21 protein-coding genes are annotated in these 14,154 nt (G+C 68.6%); 9 read left to right on the forward strand and 12 right to left on the reverse strand.

Annotation, left to right across the window (positions count from 1 at the left end; translation table 11 throughout):
- Window positions 1–69: 69 nt before the first annotated feature.
- Complete coding sequence (lgt, locus tag KME78_RS17210; RefSeq protein ID WP_219530040.1) at window positions 70–900, reverse strand: prolipoprotein diacylglyceryl transferase; 831 nt, start codon at window positions 898–900, stop codon at window positions 70–72.
- A 112-nt stretch (window positions 901–1,012) separates the two neighbouring features.
- Between lgt and KME78_RS17215 the strand changes: the two genes are divergently transcribed.
- The gene (locus KME78_RS17215) at window positions 1,013–2,152 is read left to right on the forward strand and encodes a sensor histidine kinase (protein WP_219530042.1); all 1,140 of its coding nucleotides are present in this window, start codon (window positions 1,013–1,015) and stop codon (window positions 2,150–2,152) included.
- A complete protein-coding gene (locus tag KME78_RS17220) occupies window positions 2,149–2,781 on the forward strand; it encodes a response regulator (protein WP_219530045.1) in 633 nt (210 codons plus the stop codon). The genes KME78_RS17215 and KME78_RS17220 overlap by 4 nt, the downstream gene beginning before the upstream one ends.
- A 29-nt stretch (window positions 2,782–2,810) precedes the next feature.
- On the opposite strand, the gene KME78_RS17225 is transcribed toward KME78_RS17220, so the two are convergent.
- Window positions 2,811–3,080, reverse strand: a complete 270-nt coding sequence (locus KME78_RS17225; protein ID WP_219530047.1) for a helix-turn-helix domain-containing protein — start codon at window positions 3,078–3,080, stop codon at window positions 2,811–2,813.
- Window positions 3,081–3,168: 88 nt separating this feature from the next.
- Between KME78_RS17225 and map the strand changes: the two genes are divergently transcribed.
- The gene (map, locus tag KME78_RS17230; protein WP_219530049.1) at window positions 3,169–3,996 is read left to right on the forward strand and encodes a type I methionyl aminopeptidase; all 828 of its coding nucleotides are present in this window, start codon (window positions 3,169–3,171) and stop codon (window positions 3,994–3,996) included.
- Here map and KME78_RS17235 read toward each other — a convergent pair.
- From KME78_RS17235 to KME78_RS17245, 4 genes are read right to left on the reverse strand one after another with little or no spacing between them, the layout of a single operon-like run.
- Window positions 3,988–4,218: an alpha/beta fold hydrolase gene (locus KME78_RS17235; protein ID WP_372454914.1), complete on the reverse strand. Its 231-nt coding sequence runs from the start codon at window positions 4,216–4,218 to the stop codon at window positions 3,988–3,990. The genes map and KME78_RS17235 overlap by 9 nt on opposite strands.
- Window positions 4,215–4,538, reverse strand: a complete 324-nt coding sequence (locus KME78_RS67955) for an alpha/beta fold hydrolase (RefSeq protein WP_372454915.1) — start codon at window positions 4,536–4,538, stop codon at window positions 4,215–4,217. The genes KME78_RS17235 and KME78_RS67955 overlap by 4 nt, the downstream gene beginning before the upstream one ends.
- Window positions 4,539–4,584: 46 nt before the next feature.
- On the reverse strand, window positions 4,585–5,790 hold the full coding sequence (locus KME78_RS17240) for a cytochrome P450 (RefSeq protein ID WP_246651262.1): 1,206 nt from the start codon (window positions 5,788–5,790) through the stop codon (window positions 4,585–4,587).
- Window positions 5,791–5,808: 18 nt separating this feature from the next.
- The gene (locus KME78_RS17245; RefSeq protein WP_219530053.1) at window positions 5,809–6,051 is read right to left on the reverse strand and encodes a ferredoxin; all 243 of its coding nucleotides are present in this window, start codon (window positions 6,049–6,051) and stop codon (window positions 5,809–5,811) included.
- A gap of 101 nt (window positions 6,052–6,152) precedes the next feature.
- Here KME78_RS17245 and KME78_RS17250 point away from each other — a divergent pair, with 101 nt between their 5' ends.
- The 3 genes from KME78_RS17250 (at window position 6,153) to KME78_RS17260 (ending at window position 8,209) form a co-directional block, all read left to right on the forward strand.
- Window positions 6,153–6,782, forward strand: a complete 630-nt coding sequence (locus KME78_RS17250) for a TetR/AcrR family transcriptional regulator (protein WP_219530055.1) — start codon at window positions 6,153–6,155, stop codon at window positions 6,780–6,782.
- 63 nt (window positions 6,783–6,845) lie between these two features.
- Window positions 6,846–7,334, forward strand: a complete 489-nt coding sequence (locus KME78_RS17255) for a hypothetical protein (RefSeq protein ID WP_308126990.1) — start codon at window positions 6,846–6,848, stop codon at window positions 7,332–7,334.
- Window positions 7,316–8,209, forward strand: a complete 894-nt coding sequence (locus KME78_RS17260) for an alpha/beta fold hydrolase (RefSeq protein WP_219530058.1) — start codon at window positions 7,316–7,318, stop codon at window positions 8,207–8,209. Before KME78_RS17255 ends, KME78_RS17260 begins: the two co-directional genes overlap by 19 nt.
- Window positions 8,210–8,274: 65 nt before the next feature.
- Here KME78_RS17260 and KME78_RS17265 read toward each other — a convergent pair whose 3' ends face one another.
- Both KME78_RS17265 and KME78_RS17270 read right to left on the reverse strand, forming a co-directional pair.
- On the reverse strand, window positions 8,275–8,670 hold the full coding sequence (locus tag KME78_RS17265; RefSeq protein WP_219530060.1) for a hypothetical protein: 396 nt from the start codon (window positions 8,668–8,670) through the stop codon (window positions 8,275–8,277).
- A gap of 129 nt (window positions 8,671–8,799) precedes the next feature.
- Window positions 8,800–9,108: a hypothetical protein gene (locus KME78_RS17270; protein WP_219530062.1), complete on the reverse strand. Its 309-nt coding sequence runs from the start codon at window positions 9,106–9,108 to the stop codon at window positions 8,800–8,802.
- Window positions 9,109–9,451: 343 nt separating this feature from the next.
- On the opposite strand from KME78_RS17270, the gene KME78_RS17275 reads away from it, so the two are divergent.
- Complete coding sequence (locus KME78_RS17275) at window positions 9,452–10,003, forward strand: TetR/AcrR family transcriptional regulator (RefSeq protein ID WP_219530064.1); 552 nt, start codon at window positions 9,452–9,454, stop codon at window positions 10,001–10,003.
- Between the two features lie 18 nt (window positions 10,004–10,021).
- Here the strand turns inward: KME78_RS17275 and KME78_RS17280 are convergent, their stop codons facing one another.
- Window positions 10,022–10,414 (reverse strand): nuclear transport factor 2 family protein, encoded by a 393-nt coding sequence (locus KME78_RS17280; RefSeq protein ID WP_219530066.1) that lies wholly within the window; start codon window positions 10,412–10,414, stop codon window positions 10,022–10,024.
- A gap of 183 nt (window positions 10,415–10,597) precedes the next feature.
- Here KME78_RS17280 and KME78_RS17285 point away from each other — a divergent pair, with 183 nt between their 5' ends.
- On the forward strand, window positions 10,598–11,359 hold the full coding sequence (locus tag KME78_RS17285; RefSeq protein ID WP_219530068.1) for a class I SAM-dependent methyltransferase: 762 nt from the start codon (window positions 10,598–10,600) through the stop codon (window positions 11,357–11,359).
- Between the two features lie 28 nt (window positions 11,360–11,387).
- On the opposite strand, the gene KME78_RS17290 is transcribed toward KME78_RS17285, so the two are convergent.
- The gene (locus tag KME78_RS17290; protein WP_219530070.1) at window positions 11,388–12,272 is read right to left on the reverse strand and encodes a phosphotransferase enzyme family protein; all 885 of its coding nucleotides are present in this window, start codon (window positions 12,270–12,272) and stop codon (window positions 11,388–11,390) included.
- 71 nt (window positions 12,273–12,343) lie between these two features.
- Here KME78_RS17290 and KME78_RS17295 point away from each other — a divergent pair, with 71 nt between their 5' ends.
- Window positions 12,344–12,907 carry a PadR family transcriptional regulator gene (locus tag KME78_RS17295; RefSeq protein WP_219530072.1) on the forward strand — a complete coding sequence of 188 codons (564 nt, stop codon included), beginning with the start codon at window positions 12,344–12,346 and terminating at the stop codon, window positions 12,905–12,907.
- A gap of 12 nt (window positions 12,908–12,919) precedes the next feature.
- Here the strand turns inward: KME78_RS17295 and KME78_RS17300 are convergent, their stop codons facing one another.
- Both KME78_RS17300 and KME78_RS17305 read right to left on the reverse strand, forming a co-directional pair.
- The gene (locus KME78_RS17300) at window positions 12,920–13,648 is read right to left on the reverse strand and encodes a hypothetical protein (RefSeq protein WP_219530074.1); all 729 of its coding nucleotides are present in this window, start codon (window positions 13,646–13,648) and stop codon (window positions 12,920–12,922) included.
- A gap of 40 nt (window positions 13,649–13,688) precedes the next feature.
- A complete protein-coding gene (locus KME78_RS17305) occupies window positions 13,689–14,132 on the reverse strand; it encodes a winged helix-turn-helix transcriptional regulator (protein WP_219530076.1) in 444 nt (147 codons plus the stop codon).
- Window positions 14,133–14,154: the final 22 nt, after the last annotated feature.

Genomic DNA, 14,154 nt, shown 5'->3' on the forward strand with positions numbered 1-14,154 from the left:
CTCACTGTCGCCGTCCATGGGCGCTGGTGGCTTGCACAAATGTTCCGACCAGCCGGGCCCTTCGTCCCGTCACGCGGGTCCATCAGGAAGCCCGTCGCCTGGTCGATCCGCTGGAGCGGCCTTTCGGGTGGCGGTGAGGTATATGACGGCAGCCGTGAAGCAGAGCAGCGCGGTCCAGTCGTTGAGGCGCAGACCGAGGATGTGGGGAGCGGGGTCGATGCGGAGCCACTCGATCCAGGCGCGACCGGTCGTGTAGGCGGCGGCGTAGAGCGCGAATGTCCGGCCACGGTCGAGCCGGAACCGCCGTTCGGCCCAGACGACGAACCCCGCCACGCCCAGGTCCCACAGCGACTCGTAGAGGAAAGTCGGATGGTAGGTCGCGGTGGATTCCATACCGGGTGGCCGATGGGCTGGGTCGATCTCCAGCGCCCAGGGCAGGGTGGTCGGCCTGCCGTACAACTCCTGATTGAACCAGTTGCCCCAGCGGGCGATCGCCTGCCCGAGCGCGATCCCGGGCGCGACGGCGTCGGCGAAGTCGCGCAGCGCGATGCCGCGCCGGCGGCAGGCCAGCCACGCGCCCAGCGCGCCGCCCGCGACAGCGCCCCAGATGCTGATCCCGCCCTCCCAGATCGCGAACGCGCGCAGCGGTTCGCTGCCGGGTCCGAAGTACTGCTGCCAGTCGGTGGCCACGTGGTACAGCCGGGCACCGACCAGGCCGAACGGCACGGCCCAGGTGGCGATGTCCCCGACCACGCCAGGCTCGCCGCCGCGAGCGACCCAGCGGCGCCGGGTCACCCGGATGCCGACGAGGACGGCGAGCAGCATCAGCAGGGCGTAGGCGCGGATCGGGAGCGGGCCGAGGTGCCAGACGGCTTGGGTCGGGCTGGGGATGGCGGTCACGCCGTCGAGTCTGGTTCCGGTACGGCGGCGCCCGCATCGAGCGGAATGCCGATTACGTGATCAGTCGACTGGTTGATGCCGAACGGACGGGTGGTTGATTATCGTCGGCGGTGTGGAGTCCTGGGAGCGGTCGCGGCGCCGGTGGCAGCACGCCTTCTTCGCCTCATGGCTGGTGCTGACCTCGGCCGGACCCGTGATGGAGGTGAGCCAGGTACTCCCGGTGGTGCTGGTGGCCGGGCTGGCCGCCTGGTATGCGGTGTGGTTCGTGCTGCGTACGCCTCCCGCGGGTGAGGTGCCCCTGCCGTACGTGGTCGGCGGCGGGTTGCTCTGGCTGGGGCTGATCGCGATCGACTCGTCCTTCATGGTGGTCTGCCTGAGCGTGCTGGTGCCGTACTGCATGGACGCCTTGCGCGTCGGGCTGGTCGCGGTGCTGTCGTGCGCCGGAGGCTGGTTGTGGCACAGCTACCACGAAGGCGGGTCGATCACCTGGACCGAGATCGCCATCACCGCGCTGATCGCGATCAGCGCGGCCGCCTCGGTCGGGTACTTCTATTCGGTGGCTCGGCAGAGCGCCGAGCGCAAGGAGCTGATCGACCAGTTGCAGGCCGCCCAGGAGGCGCGGGCGGTGGCCGAACGGCAGGCGGGCGTGGCGGCCGAACGGCAGCGGCTGGCCCGCGACATCCATGACAGCCTGACCCAGGGATTCGCCAGCGTGGCGATGTTGCTGGAGGCGGCCCAGGCGACCCTGCCGGACAACAAGCACCTGACCCAGGCGCTGCAGGCGGCCCGGGAGAATCTCGCCGAAAGCCGCCGGGTGGTGCGAGCGCTGCGACCCGGCCAGCTCGACGAGTGCGGCCTGCCGGAGGCCCTGCGGCGGCTGTCCGGCCGGCTGTCGGATGAGACCGGCATCGACGCGCACACCGTGATCACCGGCAAGTTCCGGCCGCTCGAAGCCGAGGCGCAGGCAGAGCTGCTGCGCGTGGCGCAGGAGGCGGTCGCGAACGTTCGCCGCCATGCACGCGCCGAGCAGGTCACGCTGACCCTGTCATACATGGAGGATCTGGTCGTGCTCGATGTCCACGACGATGGCGACGGTTTCGATCCCGGGCGGGCCGCCTCCGGACACGGCCTTTCGATCATGCGGGAGAGGATGGAGCAGCTCGGCGGCACGCTGCTCGTGGAGAGTGCCCCGGGTGCGGGCGCCACAGTGGTGGCCAGCCTCCCGGCGGTGGCTTTGAGCGGGGCGCGATGACCGTCCGGGTGCTGATCGTCGACGACCACCCGGTGGTCCGCGACGGCATACGGGCGATGCTCGGCACCCAGGGCGACCTGGAGGTGGTCGGCGAAGCGGTCTCCGGCGCGGACGCGGTACGGCTGGCGCGCGACCTGCGGCCCGACGTCACCCTGATGGACCTGCAGCTGCCCGAGATCGACGGCGCGACGGCGATCAGCCGGATCCGCGAACACGACCCGGACGCCAAGGTGATCGTCTTGACCACCTACGACACCGACGGCGACATCTCACGCGCCATCGACGCCGGAGCCATCGGCTACATGCTCAAGGACACCGGCCGTGAGCAGCTGTTCGACGCGATCCGGGCGGCGGCGCGAGGGGGGAGCGCCCTGTCGCCGGCGATCGCGACCCGAGTGTTGTCATGGGCGCGTGCCGATGCTCCCGACGCTCTCAGCGGCCGGGAGGTCGAGGTCCTCGGCGCGGTCGCGCAGGGGATGAGCAACAAGGCCATCGCCGCCCACCTGTGCATCAGCCAGGCCACGGTCAAGACCCACCTGCTGCACATCTTCGCCAAGCTTGGCGTGGACGACCGCACCGCCGCGGTGACGGTCGCCGCTTCCCGCGGCATCATCCGGCTGGGCGGTTAGCTGCCTGAGATCAGCGATGAGCCGCGGGGCTACGAGACGGCTTCCAGCGGTAGGTCGTTGCCGCGCCAGATGGCCGCCAGCTCCTGAACCGGCACGTTGAGTGCCTCGCCGAGGCAGACGATCGTGCCGAATCCAGGGGACGGCAGTCGTCCGGTCTCGATCTTGCGCAGGGTTTCCGGCGAGATGCCGGCCGCGTGCGCGACCTCCGCGAGCTCGCGCCCGGCTCGCGCGCGGCGCAGCAGGGCACCGAGACGTCTGCCGGCTTCGATCTGCTCGGGCGTGAGCGGTTGACGGACCATGGCCTCAGGATATGACTGGTATTTATATACTGGCAAGCGCTAGAGTATCGGTATAAAAATACCAATACTCTAGGTGTGTGAGGTACTCGTGATCGAACTGAAGTCGCCTGCGGAGATCCAACGCATGCACGTGACCGGCCGTTTCGTCGCCGAGGTGCTCTCCGAGGTCGGTCGGATCGCCGACGTGGGCGTCAACCTCCTGAACCTGGAGCGCCATGTTCGCGGCATGATCGAACGGCGCGGAGCGGAGTCGTGCTACTGGGACTACGCGCCGTCCTTCGGCCGGGGCCCTTTCCGCAACGTCATCTGCCTGTCGGTCAACGACGCCGTCCTGCACGGCTTGCCGCATGACTACACGCTGCGCGATGGGGATGTGCTCAGCGCGGACATCGCGGTCAGCATCGACGGCTGGGTGGCCGACTCGGCGCGTACGGTCGTCGTCGGGACCGCCGCCGAGGAGGACCTGCGGATCATCCGCGCCACCGAGGAAGCGTTGGAGGCGGCCATCGAGGTGGCGCGTCCGGGCAATCGCGTGGGTGACATCTCTGCGGCGATCTGGGCGGTGGCCCGCGACTACGGTTATCCGGTCAACGACGAATTCGGTGGCCATGGCATCGGCCGCACCATGCACGAGGCGCCCCACGTGTCGAACAGGGGGCGGGCAGGGCGCGGCCTCACGCTCCGGCCGGGCCTGACCCTCGCGCTCGAACCCTGGTTCGCCCGTACGACCGACCGGATCGTCTATGACGCCGACGGCTGGACCATTCGGTCGGCGGACGGCTCGCGCACGGCCCACTCCGAGCACACGGTGGCCATCACCGAGGACGCCCCCTTGGTGCTCACCCGGCGTGAACCGGAGAACCCGGCGATGCGGGCTGATTCCGCGAGGGCGGACGGCACCCTGAGCTCAGGGTGATGCCGTGAGAAAAGCTCGGACAACCTCACCGAACCCGGCCGGCTGGACGGTGTGCACCCGGTGCCCCACAGGGATGGTGGCCAGGCGTCCAGCGGGGAACCGGGCGGCCATGTCCGCGATCTTGTCCTGAGGCAGATGGCTGTCCATCCCGCCGGCGATGACGAGAGTGGGCGCGTCGACCTGCGGGATCTCGGCCCACCAGGCCGGATCGGGTGCGTTCAACTGCTCCACGATCGCCGGACGCGCCACCCAGTCGAAGGCCACCGGCCCGTCCGGACGCTGCGGCGTCGCGAGGCCGAGCGGAAATGGTGGCGGAGCCTCTTCGAGGACCAATCGCTCCACCCGGCCGGGATCCGGCCATGACCTCGAAGGTCAGGCGCGTACAGATGCCACAGATCCGCGAGGTCGCCGGCTGTCTCGTCCCACGTCGACCCGTCCGAGCCGAGACCATGCAACAGGATGATCGGCTGGGCGCTCGGATCCCCCCAGGTGCGGTAGGCAAGTCGCACACCACCGACATCGATCAAGCATTGATCATCCACGTCATCGAAAGTAGCAGCGATCCGGAGAATCGAAGGTCCGTCGTGGCTACTCCCAGGTGACGGGCAGTTCGTGGACGCCGTAGATGCTCATGTCGTTACGGAACCGGATCTCCTCCACCGGCACGGCGAGCCGCAGGTTCGGCACGCGGCGCAGCAGCGTGGGCAGCGCGATCTCCAGTTCGGCGCGGGCGAGTGTCTGGCCGAGGCACTGGTGGACGCCGTAGCCGAAGGCCATGTGCCCGCGCGCGTTGCGGTCGATGTCGAGGGTGCCCGGGTCGTCGAGGAAGGCCGGGTCGTGGTTGGCGGCGGGCAGGTTCATGATCAGCCCTTCGCCCGCGCGGACGAGTGTGCCGCCGATCTCGATGTCCTCTTTGGCCACTCGGGCGACGAGGCTGTGCACGATGGTCAGGTACCGCAGCAGTTCCTCGACCGCGCCCGCGACCACCTTGGGGTCGTCGGTGTCGCGGAGGCGGGCCAGGGTTTCGGGGTTCTCCAGCAGGGCCAGGGTGCCGAGGCCGATCATGTTGGCGGTGGTCTCGTGGCCGGCGCTGAGCAGGATGAAACTGTTCATCGCGATGGTCTCGCGGGTCAGCTCGCCGCTCGGGAGGTACTCCTGGATGAGGCGGCTGATCAGGTCGTCGTCCGGCTCGGCTTGCTTGCGGGCCACGAGCTCGTACAGGTAGCCGAAGATCTTCCCGTTGGCCTGCTGCTTCTCCTCCTCGGTGGCGACCCGGCTCATCAGGACGCCGGTGATCTCCTGGAAGAAGTCGTGATCGGCGTACGGCACGCCGAGCAGCCGGGAGATCACCAGGGACGGGATCGGTAGCGCGTACGCCTGGACCAGGTCCGCGGTGCTGCCGCCGGCGACCATCGCATCGATGAACTCGTTCGCCATCTTCTCGATCTCGGGCCGCAGCGCGTTGACCCGCTTGACCGTGAAGTCCTTGGTCAGCATCCGCCGCAACACGGCGTGCTCCGGGTCGTCCATGCGGGGAAAGATCTTGGGCATGGCGTCGCCGTGGTGTTCCGCATCGGCCTGCTGCGCGGCGACCTCCGCGCTGATCCGCGGGTCGGTCATCGCCACCTTGATGTCCTCGTACCGGCTCACCGCCCAGACGGAGTGGCCTTGCCAGTTCACCCGCCGCAGACCGCCCGTCGCACGCCACTGCGTGTACTCGGGGGCGGGGTCGAAGGGGCAGCGAGGGTCCCGGTCGCCCGGGAAGACCGGGAGTTCGGTGTCGGGGGTGGTCATGGAAATCCTCCTCGAGAGTTAGGCGGTGGCCACGTCGCCGGCCCCGTACGGGTGAGTGGTAGTCGCGGACTCGGCCAGGTGAATGGCCGCGGCGGGGCAGACCATGGCCGCCTCGCGGACGGTGTCGTGGTGCTCCGGTGCGGGTGTCTCGTCGAGGAGGACCACGGCGCCGTCCTCCTCGCGCTGATCGAAGACCTCTGGCGCGAGCAGTACGCACTGGCCTGCGGCAACGCACTTGTCGGTTTCGACGCTGACCTTCATCGGATCTCCTCGGACAACAAGATCTTGCATGCTGCTGCAAATTCCCTTGAGGCGGAAGCTAGCACAACTTGCACACGACTGCAGGTTGCTAATCTGTAGTGATGGTCACCGACACCGAGCGCCGCTTGCGCGCTGATGCGGCGCGCAACGCCGAGCGCATCCTGCGCACCGCACGCGCGGCCTTCGCCGACCTCGGCCCGGACGTGCCGCTCGAGGAGATCGCCCGCCGCGCCGACGTGCGCATCAGGACGCTGTACAACCATTTCCCCAGCAAGGCGGATCTGGTCCGGGCCGCCCTCGACCAGAGCATCGCGGAGGATCTCGCACCTGCCACCGAACGGGCAATCGCCGACGACGACCCGCTGAACGGGCTTCTCGGCCTGATCGAAGCCGCGATGGGCCTGGCGGCACGCGAGCTGAACACCCTGGCCGCCGCGCGCAACGCCGGCACCCTGACCGCGGAGGTCTACACCCCGTTCTACGAGTCGCTGACCCTGCTCGCCCGGCGCGCACAGGACGCCGGCCTGCTCCGGGCGGACCTCGCCCCCGAGGACCTGCCCAGGATCATGGCCATGCTGACCAGCACGCTGTGGACCATGGACCCTGGCACCGACGGCTGGCGCCGCTACCTGGCGCTCATGTTCGAGGGTCTGACGCCGGCCGCGGCCAACCCCCTGCCTTCACCGGTCACTCTGCTGAAGGGCCAACGGCCGGGCGACTGGTCACTCTGATCCCACGAAGTCTCGCCGAAACTACTTGACGCGCAATAGCAAGTACTTGCTATGGTCTGTCAAGTGACGACCACGACAGACCACGTCGAGTTGGTGGCCGAGCTGGTCCGGCTGCTGGAGACCCGGATCCTCGACCCACTGGAGATCCTGCTGACCTCCGACGAGCTTCTTCGCCCGATCAGGGCACGGTTGCACGTGGAGGCCGAGGTCTGGGCCGCCCAGTTGCTCGGCACCGACCGGGAGCTCGCCACCATGACCGCGGCCCGGCTCATCGGGGTGCTGTTCCCCGGCGACGGCCCCTTCGACCCGCCCGAGTCGTGGTGGCGTACCGCGTTGGGACGGGCCGTGGCCCGCTCGGCCGGCCACCCCGCGGCCGTGACGGTGTCGTACTCCACGGCGGGAGCGATGCTCGGCATCACCCGGCAGGGCGTCCACGACCTGGTCAAACGCGGCAAGCTCGACAAGCATCCCGACGGCGGCGTCACCACCTCCTCCATCCGCGACCGGCTCAACCGCCCCCAGGAGAGCACCCCATGGCACCACAAGACGTGATCATCGGTAACCGTCCGGTCCCTCTGGCCGTCCGCGACCACGGCGGTGACGGGGCTCCCGTTCTGCTGCTCCACGGCCTGGGCGGCACTCTCCAGCACTGGGACGCGGTCGCCCCGCTGCTGACCGGCGCGCACCGGGTCATCGCGATGGACCTGCGCGGCCACGGGCTGTCCGGCGACGGGTCATGGGATTGGGAGGAGGTCCTGGACGACATGGAGGCGGTCATCGACCACTTCGGCCTGGACGCTCCCCAGGTGGCCGGCCACTCCCTCGGCGGCATGATCGCGGTGCGGTGGGCGCTGCGCCACCCGTACGGCCCTGGGATCGTCAACCTCGACGGCCTGCGCTCGGCCGAGACCGCACCAGAGCACTACCTGGGCATCGGGGGAGAGGAGCTGACCGCGCTCCTGGCGGAACTGAAGGCCGTCTTCGACGCCCAGGCCGAGGCGATGGCCCAGCCGCTGCCCGAGGCCCACGCCGCGATGTATCCCCAGCGCGCACTGCGCACCACCGACCGTGGCGTCCATCTGCGACCGGACGCCGCGCTGGCCGGGCAGATCAGGTACGACCCGTACTTCCAGGACAGCCTCGCGGCGGTGGCCGACATCCGGTGTCCCGCCCTGTTCGTCCTGGCCACCCAGAACCTGCCCGGCCTGCCGGGCCGCGTCGGCGAGCTCATGCCGGCACTACGCGCGGGAATCCGCCGAGACCTGCTGGCCCTCACCGCCGACCGGCCGCACCTGCGCGTACTCGAACTGGCCGCCAGCCACAACATGATCGCCGAGCAGCCCGAGCAGGTCGCCCAGGCCGTGCTGGGGCTTCAGGCAGGGACCACTGAGCAAGCTGCCGGCGATCGGCCCGGCCGGCCGTACTGACGCGGCTGCTGTAGCGCGTGCCGCGACGGGCCACGCACGCGGTCGTCGCGGCGATCGGCGCTGTGTCAGCGGTCGAACCAGCGTGTTGCCGAAGGCGTGAGCAGCGTGGCGACGACCGCGAGCGGGAAGAGCGTGCTGGGGGCGATCAGCCTGATCCAGCTGAGGTCGCCGTCGATCGCGTTCATGATGAGGTAACCACCGGCCGAGACCACTTGGACGCCGATGGCGCCCCAGCGCACCAGCTTCCTTCGGGAGGGCCAGCGGGAGAGCAACCAGCCCATGAGCGCTGTGATCACGACGGGGTAGAGCATCAGCAGGACGATCGGGCCGCTGAAGGCGAAAGCGACAGTACCGATCATGATGGCGAGCCCCACGAGGCTGAAGGCCATTTCCATGGTCATGATGAACCGGCCGGCTCGCACGACGGCCGGCATGCGCTCGGCCTGGATCGCATCCGTCACACGATCATTCTGCCGTGTAACGGGCATTTGCGGAGGGCCCGCCTCCAAGCGGTTGAGCGTCCCTTGCGCGGCGAGGCCGGTTGCCCCCACCCAGGCTGGGGGAGGACAACCGGCAGGTTCGCTGAGCGCTTACGCCGTGCCCATCGCGATGAACGAGAAGTCCCGGTCCGCCTGCTTGCCGTCGCTGGCACCGGTGGTGACGCGGAAGCGGTCCGTGGAGATGGCGATGACGACGGCGTTGTCCCGTGTGTCTCCGCCGTTGCTGTTCATGGTGCCGGGGAACATCTGCGTCGCGACGACCGACGGCCACTTAGCGAACGGCACGTCGAAGAGGATCGTGTAGACACCCGTAGCGACACGATCCACCTTGAAGCCGGTCCCCGAGTAGATCGTCGAACCGTTGCTGCCGACACAGCCCCACACTGATCTGTCAGCCATGTTGATCACCTTTCTCTTCTTGTTGGTTTCCTGTGGACAGGCCTGAGTTTCTGGGTCGCTCGGCAGGGGAGGGGGCGGGCGCTACCCCGGCCCGTCCCCGCTCACCTGCTGCGCTCAAGCCCCCTGATGGCCTATCATGTAAGGCAACCTGTAGCGCAATGTTGTTGCCTTACATGTAGTGTTAACGAGAGCGGGACAGGCGTCAAGAGGTCTTCTGAAGACTTCTCGGCGGGTGTCCAACCGATCGCGCAGATGGAGAACAGCGATGCCATCGCGACCCGACAGCACCCCACGCCACACCCGTAATCCGCGTGGTGCGGGTGATCGCCTACGGCAGGATCTGATGACTGCGGCCAACCGCCTGCTGGAGGACGGCGCCACTCACGAATCGCTGTCCCTGCGTGCCGTGGCCCGGGAGGTCGGGATCGCCGCGACCAGTGTCTATCTGCACTTCCCGGACAAGATGTCGCTGCTGCTGGCCGTCTATGAGCGGCACTTCGTCGAGCTGATCAACCACATCGACCAGGCCGTCGCCCAGCAGACCGACCCCGTGGCCCGGCTGCGCGCGACCGCGGCGGCCTACTGTGCGTTCGCCGACGATCATCCTGACGTCTACCGTGTGATGTTCATGGTGCCCAGCGTGCCTGACCTGCCCCGCGAGATCTCCGACGACCAACTGCCCGGCGCCGCCATCATCGAGTCCGTCCACGAGATCATCAAGGACTGCATCGAGGCCGGCCGCATGCCCCGTACGGACCCCTACGCGGCCACGCTGTGCCTGTGGGCCGCCCTCCACGGGATCATCACGCTGCGAGCGGCCCGTCCTTACGTCCCATGGCCTCCGCTGGACACTCTCATCGACACCCTCCTGGTCGGCTCTATCGGCGCCACCTGAGCGACAGCGGCGGTGTCCTCACACGCCGGACGCCTCTTGCCTGATCTGCTCGAACTGCGCGCCCATGGCCTCGGCCAGCGCGTTCGCCCCGGACAGCGGCCGCACCATGACCGTCAGGTCGTCGATGAGACCGTCGTCGTCGAAGTGCAGGAAGTCACAGCCGTGGACCTGCTTGCCGTTCACCTTCGCCTGGAACACCAGCGCGAGGTCACGGCCCTCCGCGTCGGCGATCTCCCGGACGTAGTGGAAATCCTCGAACACCCGCGAGACGCCACGGATGATCGCCGCGGTGATCGCCCTGCCCGGATACGGCTGGTACGCGACCGGGCTGGTGAACACGACGTCCTCGGCGAGCAGCGCCTCGATCGCCGCCATGTCATGAGCCTCGACGGCCTGGCGGAACGCATGCATGACTACCCCTACTCAATTAGTTGACTATGTGCGCTTGACAGTAGCTCCAATGCGTAACGTCGTCCAGGGAGCAGGGGTGCCAGCTATTGGACCTTGATCGCATTTACACTCACGTCCATGATCGAGTTGGACGACGGTGCACAGCGGCCCAATCTCGAAGCAGTGTGAATCAGGAGGCGCGACATGGCCAGAATCGCCTACGACGATCAGACCGCGGCAGCGTACAAGGCGGTCCGGGAGATTCCCCGAGACGGGCTCGAAGAATGGCGTGAAGCGATACGACGTCACCTCGACCCGTCGCCCGGGAAGACCGTGGTCGACATCGGCGCGGGGACCGGTGCGTTCGCCACCGCCTTCGGCGACTGGTTCGGCCTCAGCGTTCTCGCGGTCGAACCGTCGGCGGCGATGCGGGCCGAGATTCCGCGCCGCCCGGGCATCCAGGTGCTGGAGGGCGACGCCGGCGCACTCCCGATTCCGGACGGCTCGGCGGACGGCGCCTGGATGTCCCTCATGATCCACCACATCCCCGACATGGAAGCCGCCGCGCGAGAAATCCGCCGCGTTCTGCGCCCGGGCGCTCCCGTTCTGATCCGGCAGGGATATCCGGACAGGCCCTATACGACGCGCACCTTTCCCTGGGAGTTCTTTCCCGAGACCACCCGGACGACCGACACCTTTCCCTCCTTCGAGCAGACGTGCCAGGCGTTCGCCACCGCGGGATTCCACCTCGACGCGCTTGAGCCGGTCCCCGAGACAATGTTCAGCCTTGCCGAGTTCCTGGCTCAGGTGGATGTCTTCCGCCGCTCCGCCACCATCATGCGCGGCCTCACCGAGGAGGAGTTCCTACGGGGCAAGGAACAGCTCCGCCGCGCCGTGCGGGACGCCGAGGAGACATCCAGCACGGAACCCAGAGCCAATTGGCTCGACCTCCTGGTTCTGCGCTGACAGCCGACGAATCAATGGCCGGTCACGGTCAGGGACGCAGCCGGTGGAACAGCTCTACCCGAGCGCGGTGGTATTCGAGGTCCGCCTCGTCGTGCGTCACCCCTGAGCGGACGGCCTTGTGGAAGTAGGCATACTCCCTGCGGAGCTTGTGCCTGACGAGCTGAGCGAGCGACTCCTCGTCCAGGCGGGCGGCCGTGCCGCCCGCCTCGTGGTAGGCGGTCACGAACTCCTCGCTCGGCCCGGTCAGGTCGTCGCCCCATTCCAGGGCGGCGGCGGCCAGCTCCAGCTCAGGGGCGCCGACGAAGGTCTCGTCCCAATCGAGAACCGCCACGATCTGGCCGTCCCTGGCCAGTGTGTTGCCGGTGTAGTAGTCGCCGTGCAGGGGGTGACGTACGGGATGCTCGGCATGGAAGGCGGCCAGCCAGCGGTCCAGGTCGGGGTCTTCCAGTCCGGCGGCGTCCTGGGGCGGATCGCCGTACAGGCCGGACTCCTGGAAGGCGGGCACCGGGCGCGGGCCGGGGCGGAAGTCGGCCAGGGACCTGTGCAGCCTGGCCAGCAGCCGGGCACCGGCTCCGCGTTGGGCTGGGATGTCGGAGTCCGGCCAGGCGCCCTCGACATACGGCCAGCAGGAGATCGGGCGCCCGCCCACGAGGATGACCGTCGCCCCTTCGGCAGTCGGCAGTGGGGCGACGGCCTCGGGGAGGCCCGCGGCGGCGTGCCGGGCGATCGCGTGGCACCACTCCGACTCGGCGGCGGCGCGCCACGCCGGGCCGACGCGGATGACGTGCCCGTCGAGGCGGTAGGCGGCGGATTCCTCGCCGCCGTGCAACCGCTCACTCTCTCCCGTGACGCCCCAGGTCAGAACCACGGCTTCGCGGATCTCACGTCTAAGGGGCGTCTGTACGTAGATCATCCCGCCAGCCTATGTCCGTAGGCGTCGACAGTCGCATCGTTGATTAGTCAATCCGGCGATATCGTTGGCGGATGTCCCTGCGTCACGCGGTGATGGCCGCGCTCCTGGAGGGCGAGGCGTCCGGCTACGACCTGGCCAAGGGGTTCGACGCGTCGGTGGCCAACTTCTGGATGGCCACACCCCAGCAGCTGTACCGGGAGCTGGACAGGATGCGGGCCGAGGGGCTGGTCCAGGCACGGGTCGTCGAGCAGGAACGCCGCCCCAACAAGCGACTGTTCTCCCTGACCGAGGCCGGGCACCGTAAGCTGCGCGAATTCACCGCCACGCCACCCCGCCCGGGCGCGATCCGCGACGAGCTGATGGTCAAGGTCCAGTCCGTGGACGCGGGCGACGCCGAGGCCGTACGCGCCGCCATCGAGGAACGCATGGACTGGGCCGAGGCCAAGATCGCCCGATACGAACGGCTACGCGCCCGATTGCTGAACGGCCGCAGCGAGGAGGAGTACCTCGCGCACGCCGACCGCATCGGCCCCTACCTGACCTTGATGCGCGGCCTGGCCTTCGAACGCGAGAATCACCGGTGGGGCGAGTGGGCCCTGGCCGTACTGAAGCAGCGCTCAACCGCCACCACCTGAAGCCGCCGCACCTCACCACAAGGCGGGACGGCGAGTGAAGCGCCACCTGACCAGGATGTAGAGGGCCATCGCCGGGTAGACGAGCAGCCGGGCCGGGTCGTGAAGTACCTGATCGAAACTGAGCCATTGCAGCAGGCCGCTCGTCAGGTCGACCGGCCAGCCCCCGGCCACCCGGATCGCGAGAGTGACCAGCGCGGTCACGGCCAGGTAGTCGATCAGGAGCGTCAGCCCCCGGTGCCACGCAGGCCTTGAGGACGTGGTGACAACCGGCTCCTCGGCAGGGCCGACGACGTGCGTCGCGAGGAGCACCAGCAGGGCGGCTGTCAGGAGGGCCAGCTCGTACGGCCCCCACGCGCAGGCCACGGTCTTGAACCAGTCCAGGCTGAGGAGAGGGAGCCCTCCCTCACATGGGTCGTCCCCGGCGTACACAGGAGTGAGCGGTCTGACGAACGCGATCAGGGTGAGAATCGCCGCCGCCCGACGGCCCGCCGCGGCCGAGTTCCAGCGGCCGAGAGCGGCGAGCACGACCAGCGCGGGAACGGCCCACGTCATCGAGAGTTCCGTCATCGTGGCGAGATCGCCGCGCAGCGGCTGGAGCAGCGAGGGGGATTCGTCCCAGTCGTGGCCGAAGCAGCTGTAGTAAACCCCTGGCTCCTCGGCTTGAGGACGCCACGTGTCCCAGGTGGGATATGCCGCGGCGGTCAGAGCGGCCACCCAGATCAGCAAGGCTAATCGCGACAAGTCGCGCCTCCTTTTTTGCGCGACACCTTACCGATGATCTTCAGAACGCCGCCCCGCCCCCGGGAGCGGTAGGTGGGTGGTCGGTTTCGTACCGGCGGCGGTTCTCGGAAATGGTCCGGCGGTGCGTGGCCGCCCAGCTGCCCAGGGCGGTGACGGGGGCGAGCAACGTGACGCCGAGTTCGGTGAGGGCGTAGTCCACGCGTGGCGGGACGCTCGCGTGGACGGTCCGGGAGACCAGGCCGTCACGTTCGAGTTGGCGGAGGGTCAGCGTGAGCATGCGCTGGGAGATGCCGGTGACGGCGCGTTGCAGTTCCCCGAAGCGCAGCGTGCGGTCGCGGAGGGTGCCGATGATCAGCAGGCTCCACTTGTCGCCGACCAGGGAGAGGATCCGCAGCACCTGGCGGCAGATCTCCTCGTCCGACTCGCCTGACTCGGCTGAGCCGTCCGTGGGGAACGGGGGCCACCGCACGGATGACGCGTCCATTAGTTACATCCTTGTGGGTTTC

This window comes from Nonomuraea guangzhouensis (assembly GCF_019396345.1).
Lineage (GTDB): Bacteria > Actinomycetota > Actinomycetes > Streptosporangiales > Streptosporangiaceae > Nonomuraea > Nonomuraea guangzhouensis.

Excerpts from the sequence above, each read along its gene's own strand:
- KME78_RS17280 (WP_219530066.1), bottom strand. The coding sequence starts at position 10,414 with ATGCATGCGTTCCGCCAGGCCGTCGAGGCTCATGACATGGCGGCGATC.
- KME78_RS17290 (WP_219530070.1), bottom strand. The coding sequence starts at position 12,272 with ATGATCTACGTACAGACGCCCCTTAGACGTGAGATCCGCGAAGCCGTG.
- KME78_RS17245 (WP_219530053.1), bottom strand. The coding sequence starts at position 6,051 with ATGAAGGTCAGCGTCGAAACCGACAAGTGCGTTGCCGCAGGCCAGTGC.
- KME78_RS17295 (WP_219530072.1), top strand. The coding sequence starts at position 12,344 with ATGTCCCTGCGTCACGCGGTGATGGCCGCGCTCCTGGAGGGCGAGGCG.
- KME78_RS17305 (WP_219530076.1), bottom strand. The coding sequence starts at position 14,132 with ATGGACGCGTCATCCGTGCGGTGGCCCCCGTTCCCCACGGACGGCTCA.
- KME78_RS17250 (WP_219530055.1), top strand. The coding sequence starts at position 6,153 with ATGGTCACCGACACCGAGCGCCGCTTGCGCGCTGATGCGGCGCGCAAC.
- KME78_RS17270 (WP_219530062.1), bottom strand. The coding sequence starts at position 9,108 with ATGGCTGACAGATCAGTGTGGGGCTGTGTCGGCAGCAACGGTTCGACG.
- KME78_RS17225 (WP_219530047.1), bottom strand. The coding sequence starts at position 3,080 with ATGGTCCGTCAACCGCTCACGCCCGAGCAGATCGAAGCCGGCAGACGT.
- KME78_RS17240 (WP_246651262.1), bottom strand. The coding sequence starts at position 5,790 with ATGACCACCCCCGACACCGAACTCCCGGTCTTCCCGGGCGACCGGGAC.
- KME78_RS17260 (WP_219530058.1), top strand. The coding sequence starts at position 7,316 with ATGGCACCACAAGACGTGATCATCGGTAACCGTCCGGTCCCTCTGGCC.
- KME78_RS17285 (WP_219530068.1), top strand. The coding sequence starts at position 10,598 with ATGGCCAGAATCGCCTACGACGATCAGACCGCGGCAGCGTACAAGGCG.
- KME78_RS17275 (WP_219530064.1), top strand. The coding sequence starts at position 9,452 with ATGACTGCGGCCAACCGCCTGCTGGAGGACGGCGCCACTCACGAATCG.
- KME78_RS17220 (WP_219530045.1), top strand. The coding sequence starts at position 2,149 with ATGACCGTCCGGGTGCTGATCGTCGACGACCACCCGGTGGTCCGCGAC.